Origin of the sequence: Xanthobacter sp. (assembly GCF_041911315.1) — a bacterium.
Classification (GTDB): domain Bacteria; phylum Pseudomonadota; class Alphaproteobacteria; order Rhizobiales; family Xanthobacteraceae; genus Xanthobacter; species Xanthobacter aminoxidans.
This window is the reverse complement of record NZ_JAYRPE010000006.1, coordinates 85,262-108,368: the sequence shown is the minus strand read 5'-3', so window position 1 is coordinate 108,368 and position 23,107 is coordinate 85,262. Positions and strand designations below refer to the sequence as shown.

Here is a 23,107-nt window from a genome sequence, read left to right as displayed (position 1 = left end):
CTTTCAGGGCTTGAGGACGACCTTGATGCAGCCGCCCTTCTTGTCGCGGAACTGGGCATAGAGGTCCGGCCCATCTTCCAGGCCGGCGCGATGGGTGATGACGAAGGAGGGATCGATGTCGCCGTTCTGGATGCGCTGCATCAGGATCGGCAGGTAGCGCTGGACCGGGGTCTGGGCCATGCGGAAGGTGAGGCCGCGATTGATGGCCGAGCCCATGGGGATCTTGTCCAGAAAGCCGCCATAGACGCCGACGATGGAGACGACGCCGAAGTTTCGGCAGCACTGGATCGCCTGCCGCAGCACATGGGGCCGGTCCGTGCCCATGAAGGTTGCGACCTTGATGCGATCGATGCGGGCCAAGAGCGAGGATGAGGCATCCGCCTCCGTGCCCACCGCATCGATGCAAGCGTCGGCGCCGCGGCCGTTGGTCATGTCGCGGATGCGCGCATAGATGTCTTCATCCAGAAAATCGAGCGTCTCCGCGCCGCCGGCCCGCGCCAGAGCGAGGCGCTCGGGCACGGTGTCGATGGCGATGACGCGCTCCGCGCCCAGCATGAAGGCGCTGCGGATGGCCATCTGGCCCACTGGACCGCAGCCCCAGATGGCCACGGTCTCGCCGCCCTTCAAGTCGCAGAACTCGGCCGCCATATAGCCCGTGGGGAAGATGTCGGAGAGGAAGAGCACCTGTTCGTCGGTGAGCCCATCCGGCACCTTGATAGGGCCGACATCGGCATAGGGCACACGCAGGTATTCCGCCTGCCCCCCTGAATATCCGCCAAGCATATGAGAGTATCCAAAGAGGCCGGCTGGGGAATAGCCCCACATTTCCTCGGCCATCTTATGGTTTGGATTGGATCTCTCGCAGCCGGAATAGAAACCGCGCCGGCAGAAGAAGCATTCGCCGCAGGAAATGGTGAAGGGTACCACCACGCGGTCGCCCACCTTCAGGTTCGACGCGCCGCTGCCGACCTCCATCACCTCCCCCATGGTCTCGTGCCCCAGCACATCCCCGTGTTCCATGGAGGGGATAACGCCATCATAGATGTGAACGTCCGAGCCGCAGATGGCGCAGGCCGTCACCTTGATGATGGCGTCGCGCGGGTGCTGGATTTGAGGGTCCGGCACCTGCTCGCATCGAATGTCGCCTTTGCCGTGGAAGGTCAGAGCCTTCATCGCTTCTCTCCTCGGGAGGCCGACGTGACTTTTGGCGCGCCGTTTGAGAGCGCCAGGGATGGCTCCGTCTCACTTGGCCAACCGAACCTGGGCAGAGTTGTTCCTCTAGCAAGGCTTGTGAAATGGATGTGCGACTATGCCTGCGCTTCGATTTTCAGCGGAACGTCGAGCGAAAAAGCCGTCTGCCCCCCCCAGGGCGGCGCGTCGGGCGACGTCCAAGGCTGGTCGTTCATCTTTTTTCCTGAAACTGGTTGCCTCCCGGATGGGTCCACTTGAGATCAAGGAATCTGCCCGCCGCGTTCACCGCCTCCATGAGGTCCGAAAGCGCGCGGTATTCCGGCGATCCGATGGGGCAAGTGCTCATCAGGGCAATGATGCGATGTCGGACTGCCCCCACAGCCTCGATGAATGCCTCTCGGTCAGCCGAACTCCAATGCCGCTTGGATCGGGGGCCCACCTCAATCACCAAGAGCATGGCGGCGCCGGCGGAAGCCGGACGATGCGTCGGCCTGGATGCGGGACATCTCGTGCTCGAGGTAGGCCTGCCCCACCAGCAGGGCGCGGATCGTCGCTGGCGCGTCGCCTTCGCAGGCTGCCAATGCCTCGTCTATCTCCGCTTCGCTGACGTCAAAAGGGTCTCGCTCGGCGGGCTGGGGCTCGCTCGACATGGTCATCTCCGGCGCTGATCTGCGCCTATGGATTTCATGAGAACAAAAAGAGAACAAGCTACGAGATATAGGGGCTGAGCTCATTCAATGGCTGTAGCTACTGGCGTGAGCAGCCCCGCGCTCTTCCTCAGTTGCCGCATAGCGCGGGCGATGTGGTACAAGTGCCCCCTTCCCAGGCGCAATGAGGCAGATCATCAGGGGACTATCCCATGCAAGGAGGTTGTTTGTGCGGCTCCTTCCGATACCACCTGAAAGGGAAGCCTACGATCTCGGTTAACTGCCACTGCGGAATGTGCCGTCGCCAAAGCGGCGCATCTTTTCTTACCTACGTTGCCGTGGATCAAACGTCGTTCTATGCCGAGACCGGGAACTTGGTCCGATATCGATCGTCTGAGCAAGCGGTACGCACGCATTGCGGCACCTGTGGCAGCCCATTGACTTTCACATTCGATTCGGCCCCCGGAACCGTCTGGATCACAGCAGGATCTTTGGACGACCCCAACGTCTGCCCGCCATCGGAGAACTGGTTCATCCACGACAAGCTGTCGTGGACCAAGCTGGACGACCAAATCAAGGCTTGGGCTGGGGCACCACCTGAGGGCTGACCCGCCTCGTCTAATAGCTTGCGCGCCCGGCGCTGTGCCGTAGCCTCGGCCCATGTGCAACCTCTACAGCCACACCTCGAACGTCCAGGCGATTATCGATCTGGTGCGCGCGACGCGGAACCTCGCGGGCAATCTGCCGCCGCAGCCGGGGATCTTCCCAGACTATGAGGCGCCCATCGTCCGGACAGGCGACGACGGTGTGCGCGAGATTGCCATGGCCCGATGGGGCATGCCGTCGTCGCAGCTGGCGCTCATGGAAGCGGCGAAGAAGCGGGCGGCGAAACTGGAGGCCAAGGGACAGCCGGTCGATTTCAAGGAGCTCCTGCGCCTGGAGCCGGATGCTGGCACGACCAACATCCGCAACACGGCGAGCAAGCACTGGCAGCGCTGGCTCGGGCCGGAGAACCGCTGCCTTGTGCCCTTCACGAGCTTCAGCGAGTTCAACAAGGCCGCCGGCGGGGACATGTGGTTCGCCTTCTCGGAGGAACGCCCGCTGGCCGTGTTCGCCGGCATCTGGACGGCTGGATGGGCCTGCGTCCGCAAGATGAAGACGGGCGTCGAGACAATCGGCCTATTCGGTTTTCTGACGACCGAGCCAAGCGAGCCGGTCGCCAGCATCCATCCGAAGGCGATGCCGGTGATCCTAACGGAGGCGGAGGAGATCGACTTTTGGATGCGTGCGCCGTGGCAGGACGCGAAGGCGCTGCAACGCCCGCTACCTGCTGGCGCGCTACAGATCGTGGCGCGAGGCGTCAAGCTCGATGAGCCTTAGCAGGAGGACCACTGAAACAACAAGATTCAGGATCGGTCTTCCGGCTCCTCCTGACCGTTAGCTGCCCCTCGAGTGCCCTCTGGGGGGACGTCCGCTTTGCGCCCCTTCTCCGCCGTAAAACGACCGTGCGACCTATCCCGAAGCCGGCCGTTCGTTCATTTTGTAGCGATAAGACTGATGTGGAGATTATCTGAAATAATCGACGCATCACTCAGGGGCCGATTGGTCACGCGGTGTAGTTTTATTGATGTACCGTGGGAATGTATCAAATAAATCTGTTGATTTCCGACGCGACGTGGATGATTTTATGCGCTCCAGTGACCGCGCTGTTCACGGCTCGGCCCGCACGCGGCCTCGATCTATTCGTGATGTCGATCGCCGACTATTGCCTATTTGTTAGCCTTCTCGCGCGCTCTAGCCGAGCGCTGGATGAGTCCACTCGCTGACGTCGGCAGAGAGCGAATTGCCGAAGCTTTCTCTTCAGCTTAAGGTTGATCTGGCTCTTGTCTCGCCGCGACGTCCGGCGGTCGAGTTTTTAGGATTGGGGTGTGTTCCTCGACGATCGCCGCTTGGCCGGGGGATGGACGAGGACGGTCCGCAGGTGGGGGGGATTGGCTTGCGCGTAATTCATGTGCCGTGCGGGCCGTTCGCGAACGCGAGCGAGTTGAAGGCGTTCAACGCGATTTACCAGGAGCTCAGGCGGCGCGACGGCGAGGGCACCGCCTACGTCTTGACCAACCTGACGCATCCCAACCTGCGCGGGCAGGCCGACGAGATAGACGTGGTGGTCATCGGTCCCGGCGGAGCCGTCGTCGTCGAGGTCAAGCACTGGGACACATCGGCGCTGCGCCGGGTCGACCTGGCAGATCCGGCGGCGGAGCTTATCGTCGCCAAGTCGAAGCGCATCGCAGGGCGTCTAAAGTCCGGCGATCCGCGGACGGGCTTCGTCGCTGCGGCCTTTCTACTCACGAAGGAGGCGGCGAGCCTTCGGAAGGGCGGTCGTCTTCCGCGTCATCCCATGGGCGTCGTGGCTTATGGCCTCAAGGACGTTGCCGACCTAGTCTCTAATCCGGCTTCCGCCGGCGCGGTGGACGCGCGGCGGTTGGCCGACCTGCTGGCCGAGCGATACAACCTCGGCGAACCGGACCGACTTAAGCGGTTGGGCCGCTTCGACGAGCTGCGACTACTCACCGATGAGCAGGACCGCTTCCAGCGCATCTTCACGGCACGGGATCCCTGGACGGGGGACCGCGTGCTCTTGCACACCTATGACCTGTCCGCGGCTCCGGTCGGGCAGGCCGCGGTACTCACCGAGCGTCGGGCACGGCGGGAGTTCGACGTCCTCCAGCGCTTCCAGAAGTCCGCTCACCTTCCAAGCCTGGTGGACACCTGGCAGGCGGTGCCCAACTACGCGGGGGAAATGTACTTCTTCAGCGTCGGCGATAGCGCAGCGAACCCAGTCTCGGTTCTTTCGTCCAGCCCCGATTGGACCTCGGCCGAACGTCTCGACTTCGCCAAGCGCTCGCTGCTGGCACTTTCCGAGTTCCTCGACACGGAGGACGGAGCGCTGCTCCACCGCGCGCTTGATGGCGAGAGCCTGCGCGTGCGGGCCGACAACAGCCCGCTCTTCGCCGGCTGGCGGTGGGCCAGGCTCACGCCTGCCCAGACAGTCAGCCCGGATCAGGTGGGCGACGAGACCGGCTCCTACGCCGCGCCGGAGGTCGTGTCCGGCGGTCTTGCAGCTGCTACGCCGAAGTCGGACCTCTATAGCCTCTGCGCCGTGCTCGCCGAGCTCTTCGCCGACCCGGCAGACCACGAGATCCGCGCCGCGCTGCTTCTCGGCTGCGATCCCGATCCCAGCCGTCGTCCGGGAATTGCCGAGCTTCTCGAGCTGATCGAAGTCGATGGCGAAGACGGCATGGACATTTCGCCGGAGCCGACGCCCTCGTCCTCAGATCCCGTCTCGGTCTCACGCTGGGACGAAGGCCACACCTTTGAATGGAATAGCAACAGGTATCGCGTCGTCGCCGTCCTAGGTCAGGGGAGCGTCGCGCGGACTTTCAAGCTCGAGCAGGTTGATGCCGCGGGGGACCCGATAGGCACCTTCGTCGGCAAGGCTGCTTTCAATCCGGAGTTCGGGCCCACATCGCTGGCCGCGTATCAGCGGATGCGGACCTTCTCCCTGCATCCTGGGCTCTCGAACATCCTGGAGTGCGCGAGCGAGTGGACGGCCAGCGGCCTAATGGCCCTGCTTCGATGGAGCCAGGGCTCGCCGCTCGACGCATGGCGGGGCGATCTCGACTTCATCGCTCAGGTTGGCGAAGCCGCCACCACCGAAGGGCTGGTGCTCGAGTGGTTCGAGAGGCTCTGCGAGGCGCTTGAGGCGCTGCACGTCCAAGGCTGGGTACATGGGGACGTCAGCCTATCGAACATCCTTGTAGATGAATCCCACGTCATGCTGATCGACTACGACCTCTCGGGGCCCAATGGACATGTCCCGCGCGGAATCGGCACTCTAATCTACGCTTCGCCAGAGCGACAGGACGGCGCCGAGGTCTTGGCGCGAGACGATATCTACAGTCTTGCTGCGTCGTTCTTCCACGCGATAACGGATCGTCCTCCCACCTTGGCCGCCAGCGGAGCGGGCCTCGCTTGGACCGAAAATGAGAAGGCCTCGTTTCCGACGCTGGTGCCAATCTTTGACCGAGCAACCGGACCGGCAGCGGGACGCTTCGCCAACGCGAGCGCCGCGCTAGCGGCCGTGCGCGAGGCGAAGCCCCGCCGGGTGGACGTGGCGAAGACGCAGGCGCGCTTCGCGCCCGAGCCCGCCCAGCTCGAACTCAGGCCCAACGTCGTGCCGCGGGTCAGAGACATCCTGAGTACTTACCCGGGTTCGCGCTTCGGGAATGCCGAGACCCGCGGTCTCGATACCGAGTTCGCGTTTGACACCTACGTCGCGACCGGTCTTGACGAGATCCTTCCGGAAGAGATCAGAGCCGGGAACGTTTCTCTCGTGATCCTGTGCGGCAACGCCGGCGACGGGAAGACGGCCTATCTCCAGCGCCTCGTCCAGACACTCGGAGGCTCTCCGCCGCAGTCGAGTGAACGCGTCTGGACTGGGATGCTCGCCGGCCGGAAAGCGATGATCAACCTGGACGGCGCTGCCAGCTGGAAGGGGCGCTCGGCCGACGAACTGCTGGACGAGCTTTTCGCGCCGTTCATGGATCGGGCGCCAGTGAACGGGAGCGTCCATCTCGTCGCCGTGAACGATGGCCGGCTCATGGAATGGATTGAACAGGCTGAGATGCGGCACGGTGAGAGGTCGCTTACGCTGGCGCTCACGGCGGCCCTGACCCAGCAGGACGAGGGCCTCGCCTCGCACGTTCGGCTCGTCGAGCTGAATAACCGCTCGCTCGTTGGTGGCCTGGATCTCGAGCGACGGGAGATCTCGACCCGCTTTGTGGACGAGCTCGTCGCTAGGCTGGTGGGCGGCGAACGCGCCCCCGATATCTGGGCGCCTTGTCGCACCTGCTCAGCCAATGCGCGGTGTTCCATGCGGCGTTCCGCCGACATGATGGGGGCGAGCTCCGACCCGGCGGTGCTGGCGGAGGGTGTGTGGGTGCGCCGACGCCTGACAGAGGCTCTGCAGACGGTGCATCAGCGCAACGAGATCCATATCACCGCTCGGGAGCTCAAGGCCGCAATCAGCTATATCCTGTTTGGTTTGGACTGCTGCGACGATCTTCACGAGAATCCCGAGCTTCTTCCGCACGATCCCGCCGATCATGCTTTCAACCCGCAGTCCCGCGCGAGGCAGGGAGAGCTTCTGAGTGAGCTGGCTCGCCTAGATCCGGCGCTCGAGGGGCACGCGCGGGTCGATAGATACCTCGTTGGCAAGGGCGCACCTCACGCGGCGCACGGCGCGCCGCGCTTCCGGGATGTCGTGGGGCGTCCGCTTTCGCTCAGGAGCGCTCGGCGCCGGGCCTATCTTAGTTGGTCGAAGGATCAGGTCGAGGCAGTCGGTGGTGACGATCACGCGCTCACGCTAAGGGACGGCCGTCGCGCCAGCGAGTTTAGGAATTTTCCGCTTTTTTCGGAGATCGAGCGCGATCGCATCAAGCGACGGCTATGCAGCGGGCTCTCGCGTCTGGAGGCGCTTCCCGAGGTGTCATACCGAGACGCGGACAGGGTGCCGATTCGCGTTCTTCCGCGCACGCCGACCGAGACCGCCTTCTGGGTCGAGAAGGCGGCTTCGAATTTCACGCTAGCGGCGGAGCGGTTCCATTCGGTCGCCGGCCTCGAGACGCTGCACCGCTTCCTCGTGCTCGGATATGAGCGGGATAACGGCGGTGCGGAGCAGCTGACCGTGCCCCTCGAACTCTACTCGCTGCTGATGGATCTCGCCGACGGCGTGCAGATTCTCGACGCGTTCTCGGACGACGTGTTCGCAAATCTCGGAGTATTCACCAGCCGTATCGCCCAGGAGGATGAGCGCAGCCTGAAGGCTTGGAATCCAGTCGAAAGCGGCGCGGTGCGCGAGCTCGGCGTTGCCGACCGCGCGGGCAGACAGACGATATTCCTCACGGGCGGGGCGGAATGATGGCCAAAGGTACGCGGCAGGTGATCGAGTCGGTTCTCGGAAGCCAGATGACGGCGCAGATTTGGACCAGCAACTACTCCCCGGTGTTCCCCTTCACGCCGCAGGACTTCTCGGTCGGCGCCGTACTGCCCATGATGCTATACCTGTTCCGCTGGGGCAGTCGGCGCGGCAAGGGACAGTTCGCTGCCACCTATGGCGGCGAGGACGCGGGCGCGCCGACGATCGCGAGCACAGTCGACAAGCTGATCGAGAACCCAGCCATCGATGGCTTCAACATGGCCTCGGGCAGGGCCATCCTAGGCGATTTCCTTCTTACGTCTATTCTCGAGAACCGGCGGCGTTCAGAATCCCACGGCGAGCAGGTCCAGCGCTGCTTCGCGAACCACTACTATGCGTCATGGATCGACCTTCCTGTGAGCGCGGCGAACCTCCGCGGCGTGCCGGAGATGATCACGGCGCTGCTGAGCGATCAGGAAGAAGGGGAGACAGTCCTGCCCTTCGCGGAACGCGGACGCTACCGCGTCGGCGCGCGGATCCAGGATAACGACCTTTTGCGTGCGTTGGCGCCGGGGACGTCCACATCGGGGACGAAGAGCGACCTCGGATCAGATGAGTTCGACGAGGCGACGGACCTACCGCTTGACCAGCTCGTCACCGTGCGGCTGGCTCAGGGATGCGGCGGTGCGCCATCCAAGGCGGTTGGGCGGAATAACCCCGGTCCTATTCCGAACCAGCGACCCATTGCCGCTAAGGCCGCGGAAGACTTCCGGGACGATCTTCTCGTGTTCCTCGACTGCTACGCTGCCGGGGGTTCCGTGCCACGAGCTGCCCTTCTCCAGATGCTGGAGTCCGCGCTCGCGATCGGCCTGACTAGCGTTCTCACCGCCTCGGTGGAGATAATGAACCGCTGGGCCACCTTGGGCAAGATCCCCGAAGCGGACGACGTGACGCCGTTACCTCTATTCTTCGACTGTTCTAGCGGGTCCGACCCGGACCTTCGCGCCACCTCGGAGGAATCGGGTTTCCTCCTTCGACAGGCGCTGAACCGGCTTCCAGCAGTGCTGATGCATGCAAGGCTCCTAGACCACTATGTTCGCAGCGAGTCTGAGCTAGACCGGCGCAAGCTGCCGCCGACCTCGCCGGACGCGACCGAATGGCTGAATCTGACAGGAAGTCTCCTCAACGGAAGCCATGAGGAGGCGTCGGACGCTCGACGCTTTTTCCGCAAGACCGCGCAGAAGCTTCGCGACGCATCCGACGAAGCCGACGAGCTCGAGCTGCGCGCGCTGCTCGGGGAACAGGCCGCGGACGGCGATGCCGGGCGTGCCCTGGCGGAGGCGCTCAGCGCCGCGTTCGCGGAATCGTCGAACAGCGGCAAGGAACGCCTGAATAACTTCCTCACATCCGCTCTGATGATCGACGAAGTTAACGGCTTGGCAAAGCGGCGGAAGGTCATGCTCCACCAGACGAGGCGGAAGGGCCAGGGGCGCCGGGGCGATGCGCTGTCGTTCGTCCTTACAAACCCGGCAATCGAGTATCTGGTCCACCGTCATGTCAGGCTGACGGGCAAGGGGCGCAAGGAGCGGCCTCTGTCCTATCCGGAGTTCCTGACGATCCTTCGTGAGCGATATGGTTTCCACATCGACCGCGCGCCTCCGAACCTGGCCGTCCCGAGCGAGGTTCTTCAGCGCAATCGCCGCATGTTTGAGCGGCGACTGAGGGATCTCGGGCTGCTCGTCGGAGTGAACGACGCAGAGCGCATGAAGAAGATCCGCTGGCGGTATCGCGCGAGCCAGGACCTAGCTGGACAGGAGAATGCGGCGTGATCGGCCCCCGTCATGTCACCCATCTCGCCCAGGCCGTCGCCAACCGCCTCGGACGGCCGACGCCGGGCGCGGTCGCCTTCATGCGATGCCTGACCTCCGAGCAGGTCGACGCGCTCGCCGACAGCGATGCGTTCGAGGTGGCTGGCTGGACCGTGAACGCGGTCATTGACGTCGCCGGGAACCGCCGCATCACTGCCGATCAGGCGGTGGAGCAGCGCGAGGACAAGGCGGATGCCGTATTGCTTCTAATCGATCCACTTCGCGCCGGGGCCGGCTTGGATGGCATCTACAGCGCCGGAAGGGAGATCGGAGAGGCAGAACTGTTCCGCGAGGCCTTGAGGCTCGCGCGAAAGCCGCTTGCTGGGCGCACGGCCGTGCTGGACGGCGCCATGTGGCGCGCCGAGCGCCTTGGCCGCCGCAGGAGGCTCACGCCGTGGTCGAGGTTCGACTTCTGCATCAGCGCCGCTGAGAACATGGGCGGAGCGCTCGCGCGGATCGGTCTTTGGCCGATCGCCAGCAACGAGGATCCGTCTACGAGCGACCTGGATGTGTCGGCCGAGCTTGCTGACCGGCTGCTCTACGTCAGCGATACCCGCGCGATAGCCGAACGCGTCCGAAGCCTCCAATTGGAGAACTCGGAGGATCGGGGTCCTGCGCTGGAGCAGGCGCTGCGTCTCGCCGCTGGAATGAGTCCAGAAGAGGCCGCGAGGCGGATCGAGGAGCGCCCGGATCTTTGGCTCGGCGCTATCATGCCTGGTTTCGCCAGCGAGGAGCTGCGGCGTCTTCGGCTGACGTCCTGGCGCGACGCGAAGGGTAACGTGCTCAAGTGGTCCGGGCTGACGAAGCCCGATGGCGAGGATAGCGCGCCGCGACTGGTGCTGGACCGAAATGCCTCCCCGAAGGACCGTGCGCAACTGACCGTGCGCTGGACTACCGATCCCGAAGAGTTGGCCGCAGGGAGCGTCGAGTATCGGGTGTCCGTGATCGCCGGGGAGGACGTGCTGGCGGTGCGATCGGTCCATCATCGCGATCATCGGAACCAGCAAGTCTCGATCACCGTGGACGACTTCGAGGACCTAGAAGGGACTGAGAGGTTCGACGCCGTCGTGGAAATCGCGGCGATGGGCCAGGAGGCCGTCGAGCCTACTCAAAGTGAGCCGTTCATTCTGGAGTTCGGCGAGACGGTCAAAGAACTGACCAGCTCGTCCGGGCAGGAGGTCCGCACGCTCGTCGAAGGAGCTATCGTCGTCGGTGAACGCGCTGCCTTCGACGCCTTAGTCGGTGGGCCAGGAGCGGCGGAGCGCGCGGTCGAGGACAAGAAGGGCTTCCTCACGTGGAAGGGAGAAACGGGGACCCGAGGGTCGCGCGTGTTTCGCCCATCGCTGCTCCGGGCGGTGGAGCAGGACTGGAAGAAGCGCAGCGGGGCGATCGGCTACTGGTCGCAGACCGTCCGCGCCGATGGATCTCCTGTCGGTGAGCTGCAGTTCGTCGAGATCGAGCCGGAGGACCGCAGCGCTGCAACCGAGCGGGCGCGTGACGCGAGCCGCAAGCTCGCGTCGGATCTGGGCAGTGTGGGCCTATTGGGCATCGTGATCGCGTCTGGCTGGCAGGCTGCGGACAATTACATCAATGCCTGGGAGAAGGCGCTGGAAGCGGGCGATCCGGCCCTCGCAAGGCACGGAACGGTTGAGGTGCGGACTCAGTCGGAGAAGGTCGTCGGGCTGCTCGTCACACCTCTTCATCCACTCCGCTTCGCCTGGCACGCGCACTACGATCAGGTAGTCGCGCACTCCAGGTTCGAACAGCAGCTGCCGCCGGGACACGTCCTGGAGTCGGTCCGGCCGATCGACTCGGCGTTCTTCCCATTCGCGCTGCCCGGCGATGGAGGGGCGGGCTTCGTGTTCGCAGACGTCATTGGGTTCCACACCGTTGCGATGACCGTGGATGGCGAGAGCGAGCCGAAGGCGGCGACAGCGCTGCTCGCGGCATGCCTGGGCGCCGGGACAGTGACCGCGCCGTCGATCGGACACGCGAGCGCCGCCGCAATCGCCCGGGAGCTCGGGCACTATCTCGACTGCTATGGCGGCGCGAGCGGTGAACGGCCGGACATGCTGGCTATACAGGCTTGGCGCGCTGGCGACGGCCTGACAGTGGCCCGCGCGCTTGGCAAGACTCTCGAGGCGGCGGGGCTGAACGAGGACGAAGAAGCCAAGTCGCCACTGTGCTTCACGCTAGACCTCTTCCACGCCCCTAGCTCCGGGGGTGCTGGCCACTTCCTCTCCGCCGTGGGGCAGCGACGGCGCATCGGAGGACCACCTGTCGATCAGAGGGACCGCTGGCTCGCCGAGACCGCGGCGCGTCCTGGAGAGGTTCTGATGCCGCGCCTTAGATGGGCCAAGCACGAGGAGCCCGAGATAGACAATGCCGAGGTCTGGAGGCGAATGCGCGCCTCGCATGTCAGCTTGGCGTTCGACCTGTTCGGCACGGGCCTCAGTACTGTTCCGGCCTCGTCGATATCGGACGTCAGGCCGCTGCACGCCTGGGGACTTCTGCGCGCGCTGGAGCGGCGCGCTGTGCCGGACGAAACGCACGAGTGGATGACATATGCCGCACCGGAAGTTGCTGGCGAGGCGGCCCCCGAAGGCCGCACCTCGAGCGATCGGCTTCGCCGCATCGATCGAGCCACGGCTCGCGCGACCGCCCGATCGCTTGGCGGGACGAGCGACGATTGGCCGGTGCTCAAGACGCGCCTGTCGGCAGAAGATCGTCGTCGGATCGAGCTCATGCATGATCAGAGCGACTGGGTGATCACGCTCGATCGCAATGCTGCGCTGGACTACTTCGATTCTCCTCAGGACAGCCCAGACGCCTACGAGCGCTTCGTGATCGACACCGTTCCGGAGCGAACGGACCTCACGGCGATGCAGCTCGTCACCTCCACGTCGAAGCTCGACGCGGTCCGCGACTTGGTCGACGAGGCGCTCGGAGATATGGGCCTGAGCAGCAGCGAGCGGAACAGTCGATTCCTGGTCGCTCAGCTGAAGGCGCTGAGCGGCCGGCTGGCCATAAGGCTAGCCGACGGCGGGACACGCACGGGCGAGCTGATTGCGCTCGCGCTGACGTATGCCCATTGCGTGGCCGGCGGCGAGCAGAAGGGGCCATGGCTCAACATGGCGCAGGGAGTGCTCATTCCGGTCGATGAGATCGCCGACCACGCACCTATCGTCGGGATGCCAGCAGTCGAGGGGGAGTCCGCGCGCCGCGCCGACTTCATCCATGTGAGCGCTCCCCTTCGCGGACCGCTCGAATTCAGGTTCGTCGAGGTCAAACATCGAAGGCACCTGAGGACGGCGAGACAGCCTGAGATGCTCGCGCATATGGTGGCGCAGACACGTGACTTGCGCGAGCGATGGACCGAATGGTTTTTCGGCTCTGGGCTCAAACCGCTCGATCGGGTCGTGAGGCGGGCGCAACTCGCGAAGCTGATGCGCTTCTATGTCGATCGGGCGAGCCGTCACAGGCTATCGCCTTCGGCCTCGACGCGACTGCGCGCAGAGATTGATCAGATGCTGCTGAGAGAGAACTATCAGCCGGGAACCGTCGCCGACCCCGATGTGGGCTACGTGTTTTGCCCCGAGCATCGCTCCGGGCAGGTGGAGCGCGTCTATCCGGAGCGGAGCGACACCGCCCTCTGGCTGTTCGGTCCGACGATTCTGCCGGCCGAGATCGGTGGCGCGCCTGGCATTGTGGTGCTCCCGTTCGCTCCGGCCGACAGCTCGGAGACTGCGGCGATTGTCGATGAAGCGAATGGCGGTGCAGCGGAGCTTGCGGCTTGGGACGCGTGGCCCGACAAAGGCGAGGAACCATCTGAAACAGCGCGGACTGATGGAGTCGGTTATACCGCCGACCCTGAAGCGCCCGAAGCGGCTGCCAGCGCGTCTGAAGAGTTTCAGCCGGCCGTTACCGCGACTCCGAACAATGGACAAAACCTCGCGAGCCGGGAAGCCGGCGGCGAGATGCCGCCGGCGAAGTTGGTAGTGGACCCGGTTGAAATCCGGCTCGGCGAATCGCTCGCTCAGGCCCCAATCGACTGGTCCGTGTCGATCCGCAGCAATCCCCATATGATGATGGTCGGCCTTCCTGGGATGGGCAAGACGACGGCGCTGATCAACATGTGCAGGCAGCTGACCGAGGCCGGCATAGCTCCGGTGATCTTCTCCTATCACGACGACATCGACGAGAAGCTGACCGACGCAATTGGGCAGATGCGGACGATCGACTTCGACGGCCTGGGATTCAATCCGCTCCGCGTCGACTCGGCAAGTCAGACGGCATACATTGATGTGGCGGGAACGTTACGCGACATCTTCTCCTCGATCTTCCCGGATCTGGGCGAGATCCAGCTTGAGGAACTTCGAGGGGCGATCAAGCAGAGTTACGACGATCTGCGATGGAACGAGCGCGGTGTCGGGCGCCCGCAACCGCCGCGGTTTCGCATCTTCCTGGACATCCTGAAGTCGCGGCCGAAGCCAAACCAGAACCTGCTGGCGCGGCTGCAGGAACTGGACGACTATGGGTTCTTCGACGGAGAGGGTGGCGACGCCGGTATCTTGCTCGATCGTCGGCCGACTCTCATACGGGTGCACCTAAGTACCAACGAGATCGTGCAGCGGGCGTTCTCGTCATTCGTGCTCTATAGCGTTTACAAGGACATGTTTCGGCGTGGCGTCCAGGAAAGAATGACCCACGCGATCATTTTCGACGAAGCGCATCGCGCAGCTAAGCTAAAGCTCATCCCTAAGCTGGCGAAGGAGTGCCGAAAGTACGGCCTCGCTCTCGTCCTCGCTTCGCAGGGCGTCCGAGATTTTGACGGCACCCTCTTCGAGGCGGTCGCGAACTATCTGGTGCTTAGGGTGACAGAGGCCGACGCGCGAACTCTTGCCCGCAACACAGGTCCGACTGCCGACCAACAGCGGACCGCCGACCGGCTGAAGGCGCTTGAGCCCTATCACGCGATGTTTTTCTCGGCGGTTTCGCAAAAGCCTATCTCGCTTCGTCTAAGCTCCACGTAGCATGAGATTTAGTCAGCGGATGGTGACGCAAGAGACCACTTAATGTCCGTCTCGCTCAAATCGGCGGACCAATCCCGTCTGTGTGTTTCGGCATGGAAGATTGACCCCGTTGTGAGGGGGATCGGCGTGTAATTTTGACCCCCCTCTTGGCTCATGGTCCGTCGTTTGGTTGCGACGGGCGGGCTGGGGATGAAGGGCGTGGATACGATTGCACGGATCCGGCGCGAGCATTTCATGCGCGGCAAGTCGATCAAGCAGATCGTGCGGGAGCTGCACGTCTCGCGGAACACGGTGCGCAAGGTTCTGAGGACCGGAGCGACGGCCTTCAGCTACGAGCGAGAGGTGCAGCCGCTGCCGCGGATCGGGCCCTGGCGGGAGGCCCTGGATGGGCTGCTCGCCGGGAACGAAGGGAAGCCGGCGCGGGAGCGGCTGACGCTGATCCGTATCTTCGAGGATCTGCGCAGCCAGGGGTATGAGGGCAGCTACGATGCGCTACGCCGCTATGCGAAGGGCTGGCGGCGGGTGCAGGCGACGATGACGGCTGCGGCCTACGTGCCCCTGAGCTTCGCGCCCGGCGAGGCCTACCAGTTCGACTGGAGCCACGAGATCGTCCTGATCAACGGCACCACGGTGTCGGTGCGCGTCGCCCATGTGCGGCTGTGCCATTCGCGGATGCTGTTCGTGCGGGCTTATCCGCGCGAGACACAGGAGATGGTGTTCGACGCCCACGATCGGGCCTTCGCCTTCTTCAACGGCTGCTGCACGCGCGGCATCTACGACAACATGAAGACTGCGGTCGATGCGATCTTCGTGGGCAAGGAGAGGGCCTATAATCGCCGCTTCCTGCAGATGTGCAGCCATTACCTGGTGGATCCAGTCGCCTGCACCCCGGCGTCCGGCTGGGAGAAGGGCCAGGTGGAGAACCAGGTCGGGGTGGCGCGGGAGCGTTTCTTCACCCCCGGCTTCGGGTGAAGAGCTACGACGAGTTGAACGCGTGGCTGCTGGACCAGTGCATCGCCTACGCCAAGGGCCATCCGCACCCCGAGCGGCGGGAGGAGACCATCTGGCAGGCGTTCGAGGCCGAGCGTCCAACCCTGGTGCCCTATGCCGAGCGGTTCGACGGCTTCCACGCTGTCCCGGCCTCCGTATCGAAGACCTGCCTGGTCCGCTTCGATAACAACCGCTACTCGGTCTGTGCCAGCGCCGTGGGGCGCCCGGTCGAGGTCCGGGCCTATGCGGAGCGGATCGAGCTGCGCCAGGATGGGCGGCTGGTTGGCTCCCACCCGCGCTGCTTCGGCCGGGACCAGACCATCTTCGATCCCTGGCACTATGTGCCGGTCCTGGCGCGCAAGCCCGGCGCCCTCAGGAACGGCGCTCCGTTTAAGGACTGGGTTCTGCCCACGAGCCTCGATCGCGTCCGGCGCAAGCTCGCCGGTGCCACCGATGGGGACCCGCAGATGGTGGACATCCTCACCAGCGTTCTGAGCGACGGTTTGCCCGCGGTCGATGCGGCCTGCGCCGAAGCTCTCAGCCAGGGCGTCCACTCAGCCGACGTGATCCTCAACATTCTCGCCCGACGCCGTGAGCCTGCAGCCCCCATCACCATCATCACGCCCGATGCCTTGCGCCTACGCCATGCCCCGAGCGCCGACTGCTCACGATACGACCTGTTGAGGAGATTCCCATGATGGAGCGTTCCCAGATCCTCGAGACCATGGGCGAGCTCAAGCTCTATGGCATGAAGGCCGCCTACGACGAGATCATCGCCACCGCCGTTAAACGCCAGCATGAGCCGCAGCGCATTGTCGGCGACCTTTTGTCGGCGGAGATATCCGAGAAGCAGGCCCGCTCCATCAAGTACCAGATCACCATCGCCAAGCTGCCCCTCGCCAAGGACATCGACGACTTCGTGTTCGATGACACCCCCATCAACGAGACCCTGGTGCGCGACCTCGCCGGCGGCAACTTCCTCGCCCACCAGCGCAACGTGGTGCTGATCGGGGGCACCGGAACCGGCAAGACCCATCTGGCCATCGCCATCGCACGGTCCGCCATCCGCGGCGGCGCCAGGGGGCGCTTCTTCAACGTGGTCGACCTCGTCAACAAGCTGGAGGCCGAGGCCCGATCCGGCCGCCAGGGTCGCATAGCAGATTATCTCTCCCGCAAGGACTTCATCGTCCTCGACGAGCTCGGCTACCTGCCCTTCGCCCAGTCCGGCGGCCAGCTCCTGTTCCACCTCGTCAGCCGGCTCTACGAGCAGACCTCGGTCATCGTCACCACGAACCTCGCCTTCGGCGAGTGGCCGAGCGTCTTCAACGACCCCAAGATGACCACCGCGCTCCTTGATCGCCTCACCCACCACTGCGATATCGTCGAGACGGGAAACGAGAGCTGGCGTTTCAAGAACCGCGCCTGACCTCCGCCACCATTGACCCCACTGCCGCTGCGCCAAACCAACGTTCCGCGGCAGTGGGGTCAATGCCCCAGACAGGGGTCAACATTCGGCGCCGATAAGGGGTCAGGTTTCCGTGCCGATTGACAGGCAGGCGTGGCCTGTTGAGAGCGCGCAACCTCCATCGCCTCATGAATGTCCTGCACGGCGGGAGCGATCTGCGCAACGAACTGACGGCCATGGAGCGCCTGTTCGGAATCGTGAACCCGGGCGGCGCGCTGTTTCTGGTCAATCCGCTCGGCTTTGCAGGGCATGACGAGGCGCAGCGGCGCGGCGTCACCGTATCCTCGACGCAGGTCCGATCGAACGGCGCGCAACTTGGCGAGGCGGGATGCCTGCTCGATGACGGCACGATCCGGGTCGTGATCGACAGCCGCTTCGCACTGGCGGAGCCGTCGCGGCAACTGCCATGACAACGCCGTCGCCGAGAGCTTCTTCAACCTGCTCAAGCGCGAACGCGTCCGCCGCAAGGTCTACTGCACGCGCGACGAGGCACGCCGGGACGTGTTCGATTACGTCGAGATGTTCGACAATCCGACCCGCAAGCACGCACGCAATGGGATGCTGTCACCCATCGAGTTCGAGCGGCAGCACAAAGCCAACGCCGAAGGCGTCTAGAAAACTACGGGCGGTTCAAGCGCAGCACCTCATTGGCCCGGCCTTCGTCCTCGATCACATCCCGGCCCGGACGGCCCTGGTCCTCGGGGGTCAATCCGTCCGGAAGGCATACTGGTGCTGGAGTTCGCGCCTTTACAGCATTTGCCCAGATTACGGTCGACATGCCGGCGATTTGGCCGCCCGGACCCGAGCAAGGAACGACAGCTACCTTGTCTTCTGCGCTTCTTCCCGTATCGCCGTCAGCGTCTGCACCGGCGTGATCGCTTCCGGGTCCAGCTTGCAGTGGATGATCGCCGGCAGCCCGCTCGCTTTCGCCCGCTCATAGGCCGGGAAGAATTCCTCCGTCCGCGTCACCGTTTCCCCGTGCCCCCGGAAGGCACGGGCATATGCCGCGAAGTCGGGGTTCACCAGACGGCTCGCCGAGATCCGGCCGGGATATTCGATTTCCTGGTGCATCCGGATGGTGCCGTACATGCCGTTGTCCACCACCACAATTATGACCGGGATGCCATACTGAACAGCCGTGGCAAATTCCTGCCCGTTCATAAGATAGCAGCCGTCCCCAGCGAAGGCGATCACCGTGCGCTCTGGAAACTGACGTTTCGCCATCACCCCCGCCGGGATGCCGTAGCCCATGGAGCCCGAGGTGGGCGCCAGTTGGATGCCGCCGGTCCGGAAGCGGTAATAGCGGTGCAGCCAAGCCGCGTAATTGCCCGCTCCGTTGCAGATGATGCTGTCTGCCGGGATCTGCTCGCGCAGCGCCTTTACTACTTCACCATACTGGAAATCGCCGGGCAAGGTCTGGGGCGTTTCACTCCAGGCAAGATAGTCAGCATGACCCTGGGAGGAGGTCTCTTCCCACTTGGCTTGCGGCCTGTACGTCATGGCAGCAAGGGCCGAAGCGAAGGCACCGGGGGTCGCCTCGACGGCCAGTGCCGGCTGATAGACTTTCCCCAGCTCCTCGGGGCCGGAATGCACCTGCACCACCTTCTGGCGTGGGTTCGGGATGTCGAGGAGCGCGTAGGAGGAGGACGGCATTTCCGACATCCGAGCGCCCAGCAGGATCAGCAGATCCGCCTCCCTCACCCGTGAAGCGAGCTTCGGGTTCGGGCCGATGCCCACGTCGCCCACATAACAGGGATGGTCGGAGGGAAAGCGATCCGCCCGGCGGAACGAGGTAGCGACAGGCAGCGAGCAGCGAGCGGAGAACGCGGTCAGCTCGTCGCGCGCATGTTGTGTCCAGCGGGCGCCGCCAAGGATCGCCAGCGGCCGCTCTGCTTGGCGCAGCAGATCGGCCAAGAGCGCCATGTCGGCGGGGGCGGGATAGGGTTCGGCCGGCTCTACGTAAGGAGCGTCCGCGACCTCCGCGAGGTCGGTGAGCACATCCTCCGGTAGTGCAACCACCACTGGGCCCGGGCGGCCCTGCATGGCGACGCGGAAGGCGCGCGCCACCAATTCGGGGATGCGTGCAGCAGCGTCAATCTCGACCACCCATTTGGCGATGGAGCCGAACACTGCTCGGTAGTCCAGCTCCTGGAACGCCTCGCGCCCCCGCATGCCGCGCTCCACCTGCCCGACGAACAGGATGAGCGGGGTGGAATCCTGCGCGGCGATGTGCACGCCGGGGCTCGCATTGGTGGCGCCCGGCCCTCGGGTGACGAAACATATGCCGGGCCGCCCCGTCATCTTGCCGCAGGCGTCCGCCATCATGGCCGCCCCACCTTCATTGCGGCAGACCAGCACATCGATATCGGCGTCATGCAGGGCGTCGAGCACCGCCAGATAGCTCTCGCCGGGCACGCAGGTGATGCGCTCCACTTTCTGCGCCAGCAATTGGTCGACGATGAGCTGCCCGCCAGTGCGGGGCCTATGGGCGCAGGTCATTTGGCTGCTTCCTCGCTGAGCGCTGCAAGAGCGGCGTCTGTTTCCGCGCCTGGGCGCGATGTGCCGGCGGCGGCCGTGCGCACGCCGTCGAAAGGGAAGGATCGGCGGTCCCAGGCGCGGCCTCGTCCGCGGCCGGCGCACATTTGGACCACATCATTACGGGTGCGGCCGACACACCCGCTTTCGCTGGCGGCGAGGAGACCATCGCAAGTGTGAGTGGCGGACGCCCGAGAACCCGGCGGGCCTCGATATCGGGGCGGGCATTGCCCATGCGATGGACCTCTTTACCGGCAGTTAGATAGCGGTCCATCCAGGCCTCGCCCGCATCGAAGACGCTCATCTCCGAAGGGGCCGCCTGCGCAGCGTCGGCTTGCATCGGACTGATCGAATGCCGTGCGATCCGCCTTGTTTTTTCTCGAAATGCCCGTTGTCCACCAGAACTGGACACGCTCATTATATATCTAATGAGCATTATGAATCAACATTATAACGCCAAAAACTACAAATATCGATCCGCAAATATCCCGGATGGACGGCTTTTGTTGGAATACAATTATAGAAATCCCTTGGGCAAACAATATTTCGATAGTAGCGAGCGTCCTGACATTCGACGCGGCCGTGATGGCAAATGCGAGGAACCAGAAGGCAGATCCGAGCGCCCCCATGAAGCCCGCGAACATGGATGGCCGCCACAGACGGAGTATCCTGCGTAGGACGAACGGATCGCGTAGGGCAAGGAACAAGGTGAGGGTCCCCGCCTGCATGGCGAGGCTGACCACCAGCGCAAACGTTGCCGCCACGACGAAGTTAGGATAGGCAAGCGCGAGGATAGCTCCCCGATAGCCGATGGCCGACAGCGCGAACATGGCGCCCGCTCCGAGACCGAGCAGAGTCGAGCCGAGGCGGGCGGCGTCCGCGGCAGCGGGCTTGATGGACATGATCAGGACCCCTGCAGTGGCGACGATGATTGCCACGGCCGCTGCCGCGCCGATCTGATCGTGCAGAAACACGAGCCCGAAGATGGCGACCTGCACCGGCTCGGTCTTGATGTAGGCCGTGGCCGCCACGAACGACCTGCGGTTCATGACGGAGAGCATCAGTGCGGTGGCGATGATCTGCGATAGCGCTCCGAGGACGATCCAGGGCCAGAAGGTGGGCGTCGCAAGCGACGGCGGCGGCAGTTTGGTGACGACCATCGTGCCGATGAGGAATAGCACGGCGAACGGAAAGCCGAACAGAAAGCGGACGTGCGTCGCACCAGCGGTACCGAGCTTCGTTGTCAGCTCCCGCTGCATGGCATTGCGGGCTGTCTGCGCAGCGGCAGCGATGATCGTAAAAACAGCCCAGAGCATAAAACGCGGTCGCCTCGATCAAAGTGCTGGCCTCACGCAATCTGACGACAGCGCTGGTCAACGCTCTGTCGTCCAATCCCAAGACCGGCGAGAGGTATAGCGCGCATTACGGTATTCGCGGGTTGAGATTTTTGCGACTCGCTCTGCAACAGATTTAAAAGGTGCCTTCCGCCGCTCACGACTATCTGTACCTGACGTCATCGCAGCGTAGTTCGAGACAAAAAATACATCCAAAGCTGCCTATTTTCGTTGCCGGCATGCCGAAGCGCACAAGATGTGGGTTTAATGATGTCGAATTTCGCATCTCCCGATCAAATCCCGACCTTTTTTCAAGCGCGATGTCCGACATGTACAGGAAGGAAGTCCCGCAGTGCGGCGCACTGCTCGAACTCGTCAAGGAGGTCAACGGCGAGGTTCTTGCGGCCGATCACGACCTGATATGCGCCATGACAATCATCTGACGCCGCGGACGTTGGACATCGATTCGGTGCAGCGCCGTATGTCCGTCAGGGGCATCTCGCCCAAGGAGGTGATCGAAGGGCCGCCGCGGCGCCAATGTCCGATTCTCCTTCGTCAGACCAGCTTCAAGGCGTTGGAGGAGCCTATCGAGTTTGTCACGGCGGAGGGCGAGGCGTCGGTCTCGACGCATACTGCGCGCTTCGGCGAGATCGATCAGCATGGCGTCGCGCTGATGCCGGAGGGACGTCGTGTCTAAGATACGCTGCTCGGTCGGTTCCTGGCATCGCGCCCGGAGCAATATGACGAGGCTCTGGCGCTGGCGTTCGCGGCGTTCCCCGACGATGCTCCTACCTTGCATGCGCAGGGTCTTGTTTATTTCCGCTACAAGGCCACGACGCAGGGCAAGGCTGCCCCCGCGGCGAGGTGGTGGGCCAGCCGTTGGAAAAAGTCGGTCGCCGCCGGGTTTCTCCGCCTATCGCCGATCATCTACGAGGATTTTCTGGCGGTCAGAGCCGCCGGCATTTTCCAGTCGAACCTCGGTTCCCCCCCCCGCGCGCGGCACAGTTATGACGTCGCTTCAAGCCGTGTTGCCTTCGAGGCCGCGCTGGGAGCCAGTGTGCATGACGAGCTCAAGTTCTATGCCGAGACGGAAGCCACATCGCTCCGCGATGCCTTGGCCGCACTCGGTCGCTGATGGTGGCTGCGTCGTCTCTCCTGTCTCCGATAGTCGCGTCCACGCCCTTCACCACTTCGAGGAGGTGAACAGCCTGTTTGAATAGCTCTCGTCGAGAATCTTCTGGATCGCGTCAACGCTCCCGTCGCCGATAATGCCACCGGTGTGATCTCGCAGGATGACCGCCATCTCGGCAATCCGGCTGGCATCGGGCCAATCTTCTGGGTCCCAGACGCGGGAGCGTTTCGCGGCCTTGGCACAGTGCATGTAGGCTTCGCGAACGCGCACGCCGATGCCGACGGTCGGCTCTGCGCCCATGACAGAGGCCTGCGCCAGCACGGCTTGGTCTTCGACCACCCAGCCCTCGCCATTGACACGCAGGAAGTCCTCGTACCCGGGTATCAGCACCATCAGGCCGATCTGCGGGTTCTGGATCAGATTGCGCAATGTGTCAGCGCGGCGGTTACCGCTCAGCTCGGGGATGAGGAGGTGCTGGTCATCGAGCACCTTGACGAAGCCCGGCGTGCCGCCGCGTGGCGAGCAATCGCAGCGGCCCTCGCCATCGCTTGTAGACATTACGAGGTAGGGCGACAGGCTGAAGAACATGGCGCAATGCGCGTCTAGCCTGTGCTGAACCTTCGCGGACGTAATCCTTGCCGATGGCACCGGCACGATTTCGCGCAGCCGGGCCTCGGTGCGCACCACGGAGCCGAAGACGAGCGGAGTTTCGGGGGAGCCGGCTTGATCGGGCGGTGACATTGGCGGGCCCTTGCAATCGAGCGCGGGCGATCGCTGCCCGGCCGTTCCGACGAATTTGCCGGAGAGCGCGGCGCCGCCAAATCGCGAAACGTCCAAGGCTGACTTGAAAAGACTTCAAGGCAATTGTACTGGCGCCGGCGCCCGTTCGGACGCACCATGGCCAACGCTTCCGGCACGATGTTTCCCACGCTTCA

The 23,107-nt window shown here is 64.0% G+C and carries 12 protein-coding genes and 4 pseudogenes; 11 read left to right on the top strand and 5 right to left on the bottom strand.

What is annotated here, in order from left to right:
- Window positions 1-3: 3 nt before the first annotated feature.
- Together ACE3QW_RS02865 and ACE3QW_RS02860 are read right to left on the bottom strand one after the other, a co-directional pair.
- Window positions 4-1,173, bottom strand: a complete 1,170-nt coding sequence (locus ACE3QW_RS02865; protein WP_374250353.1) for a zinc-dependent alcohol dehydrogenase — start codon at window positions 1,171-1,173, stop codon at window positions 4-6.
- Between the two features lie 458 nt (window positions 1,174-1,631).
- Window positions 1,632-1,841 carry a hypothetical protein gene (locus ACE3QW_RS02860; RefSeq protein WP_374250352.1) on the bottom strand — a complete coding sequence of 70 codons (210 nt, stop codon included), beginning with the start codon at window positions 1,839-1,841 and terminating at the stop codon, window positions 1,632-1,634.
- Between the two features lie 209 nt (window positions 1,842-2,050).
- Between ACE3QW_RS02860 and ACE3QW_RS02855 the strand changes: the two genes are divergently transcribed.
- The 9 genes and pseudogenes from ACE3QW_RS02855 to ACE3QW_RS02815 all read left to right on the top strand — a co-directional run.
- On the top strand, window positions 2,051-2,446 hold the full coding sequence (locus ACE3QW_RS02855) for a GFA family protein (protein WP_374250351.1): 396 nt from the start codon (window positions 2,051-2,053) through the stop codon (window positions 2,444-2,446).
- A 52-nt stretch (window positions 2,447-2,498) separates the two neighbouring features.
- Complete coding sequence (locus ACE3QW_RS02850) at window positions 2,499-3,218, top strand: SOS response-associated peptidase (RefSeq protein ID WP_374250350.1); 720 nt, start codon at window positions 2,499-2,501, stop codon at window positions 3,216-3,218.
- A gap of 463 nt (window positions 3,219-3,681) precedes the next feature.
- Entirely contained in the window at window positions 3,682-7,818 is a 4,137-nt protein-coding gene (locus ACE3QW_RS02845; RefSeq protein WP_374250349.1) for an NERD domain-containing protein, read from the top strand.
- On the top strand, window positions 7,815-9,644 hold the full coding sequence (locus tag ACE3QW_RS02840) for a hypothetical protein (RefSeq protein ID WP_282891235.1): 1,830 nt from the start codon (window positions 7,815-7,817) through the stop codon (window positions 9,642-9,644). The genes ACE3QW_RS02845 and ACE3QW_RS02840 overlap by 4 nt, the downstream gene beginning before the upstream one ends.
- Window positions 9,641-14,716, top strand: a complete 5,076-nt coding sequence (locus tag ACE3QW_RS02835) for an ATP-binding protein (RefSeq protein WP_374250348.1) — start codon at window positions 9,641-9,643, stop codon at window positions 14,714-14,716. The genes ACE3QW_RS02840 and ACE3QW_RS02835 overlap by 4 nt, the downstream gene beginning before the upstream one ends.
- Window positions 14,717-14,905: 189 nt before the next feature.
- Window positions 14,906-16,495, top strand: a pseudogene (istA, locus tag ACE3QW_RS02830) (IS21 family transposase).
- Window positions 16,404-17,132: an IS21-like element helper ATPase IstB gene (gene istB, locus ACE3QW_RS02825; protein WP_374250399.1), complete on the top strand. Its 729-nt coding sequence runs from the start codon at window positions 16,404-16,406 to the stop codon at window positions 17,130-17,132. The pseudogene istA and the gene istB overlap by 92 nt, the downstream one beginning before the upstream one ends.
- Window positions 17,133-17,347: 215 nt before the next feature.
- Window positions 17,348-17,581, top strand: a pseudogene (locus tag ACE3QW_RS02820) (NADP-dependent oxidoreductase); the annotation flags it as partial.
- A pseudogene (locus ACE3QW_RS02815) lies at window positions 17,559-17,786 on the top strand (IS3 family transposase); the annotation flags it as partial. The pseudogenes ACE3QW_RS02820 and ACE3QW_RS02815, both read left to right, overlap by 23 nt.
- Window positions 17,787-17,990: 204 nt before the next feature.
- On the opposite strand, the gene ACE3QW_RS02810 reads toward ACE3QW_RS02815, so the two are convergent.
- Entirely contained in the window at window positions 17,991-19,670 is a 1,680-nt protein-coding gene (locus tag ACE3QW_RS02810; RefSeq protein WP_374250347.1) for a thiamine pyrophosphate-binding protein, read from the bottom strand.
- A gap of 461 nt (window positions 19,671-20,131) precedes the next feature.
- Entirely contained in the window at window positions 20,132-21,022 is an 891-nt protein-coding gene (locus ACE3QW_RS02805) for an EamA family transporter (RefSeq protein ID WP_374250346.1), read from the bottom strand.
- Between the two features lie 161 nt (window positions 21,023-21,183).
- On the opposite strand from ACE3QW_RS02805, the gene ACE3QW_RS02800 reads away from it, so the two are divergent.
- Both ACE3QW_RS02800 and ACE3QW_RS02795 read left to right on the top strand, forming a co-directional pair.
- Window positions 21,184-21,483 (top strand): 2-oxoadipate dioxygenase/decarboxylase family protein, encoded by a 300-nt coding sequence (locus tag ACE3QW_RS02800; protein ID WP_374250345.1) that lies wholly within the window; start codon window positions 21,184-21,186, stop codon window positions 21,481-21,483.
- A pseudogene (locus tag ACE3QW_RS02795) lies at window positions 21,462-22,175 on the top strand (2-oxoadipate dioxygenase/decarboxylase family protein). Before ACE3QW_RS02800 ends, ACE3QW_RS02795 begins: the two are co-directional and overlap by 22 nt.
- A 48-nt stretch (window positions 22,176-22,223) precedes the next feature.
- Here ACE3QW_RS02795 and ACE3QW_RS02790 read toward each other — a convergent pair.
- Complete coding sequence (locus tag ACE3QW_RS02790) at window positions 22,224-23,009, bottom strand: MSMEG_1061 family FMN-dependent PPOX-type flavoprotein (RefSeq protein WP_374250344.1); 786 nt, start codon at window positions 23,007-23,009, stop codon at window positions 22,224-22,226.
- Window positions 23,010-23,107: the final 98 nt, after the last annotated feature.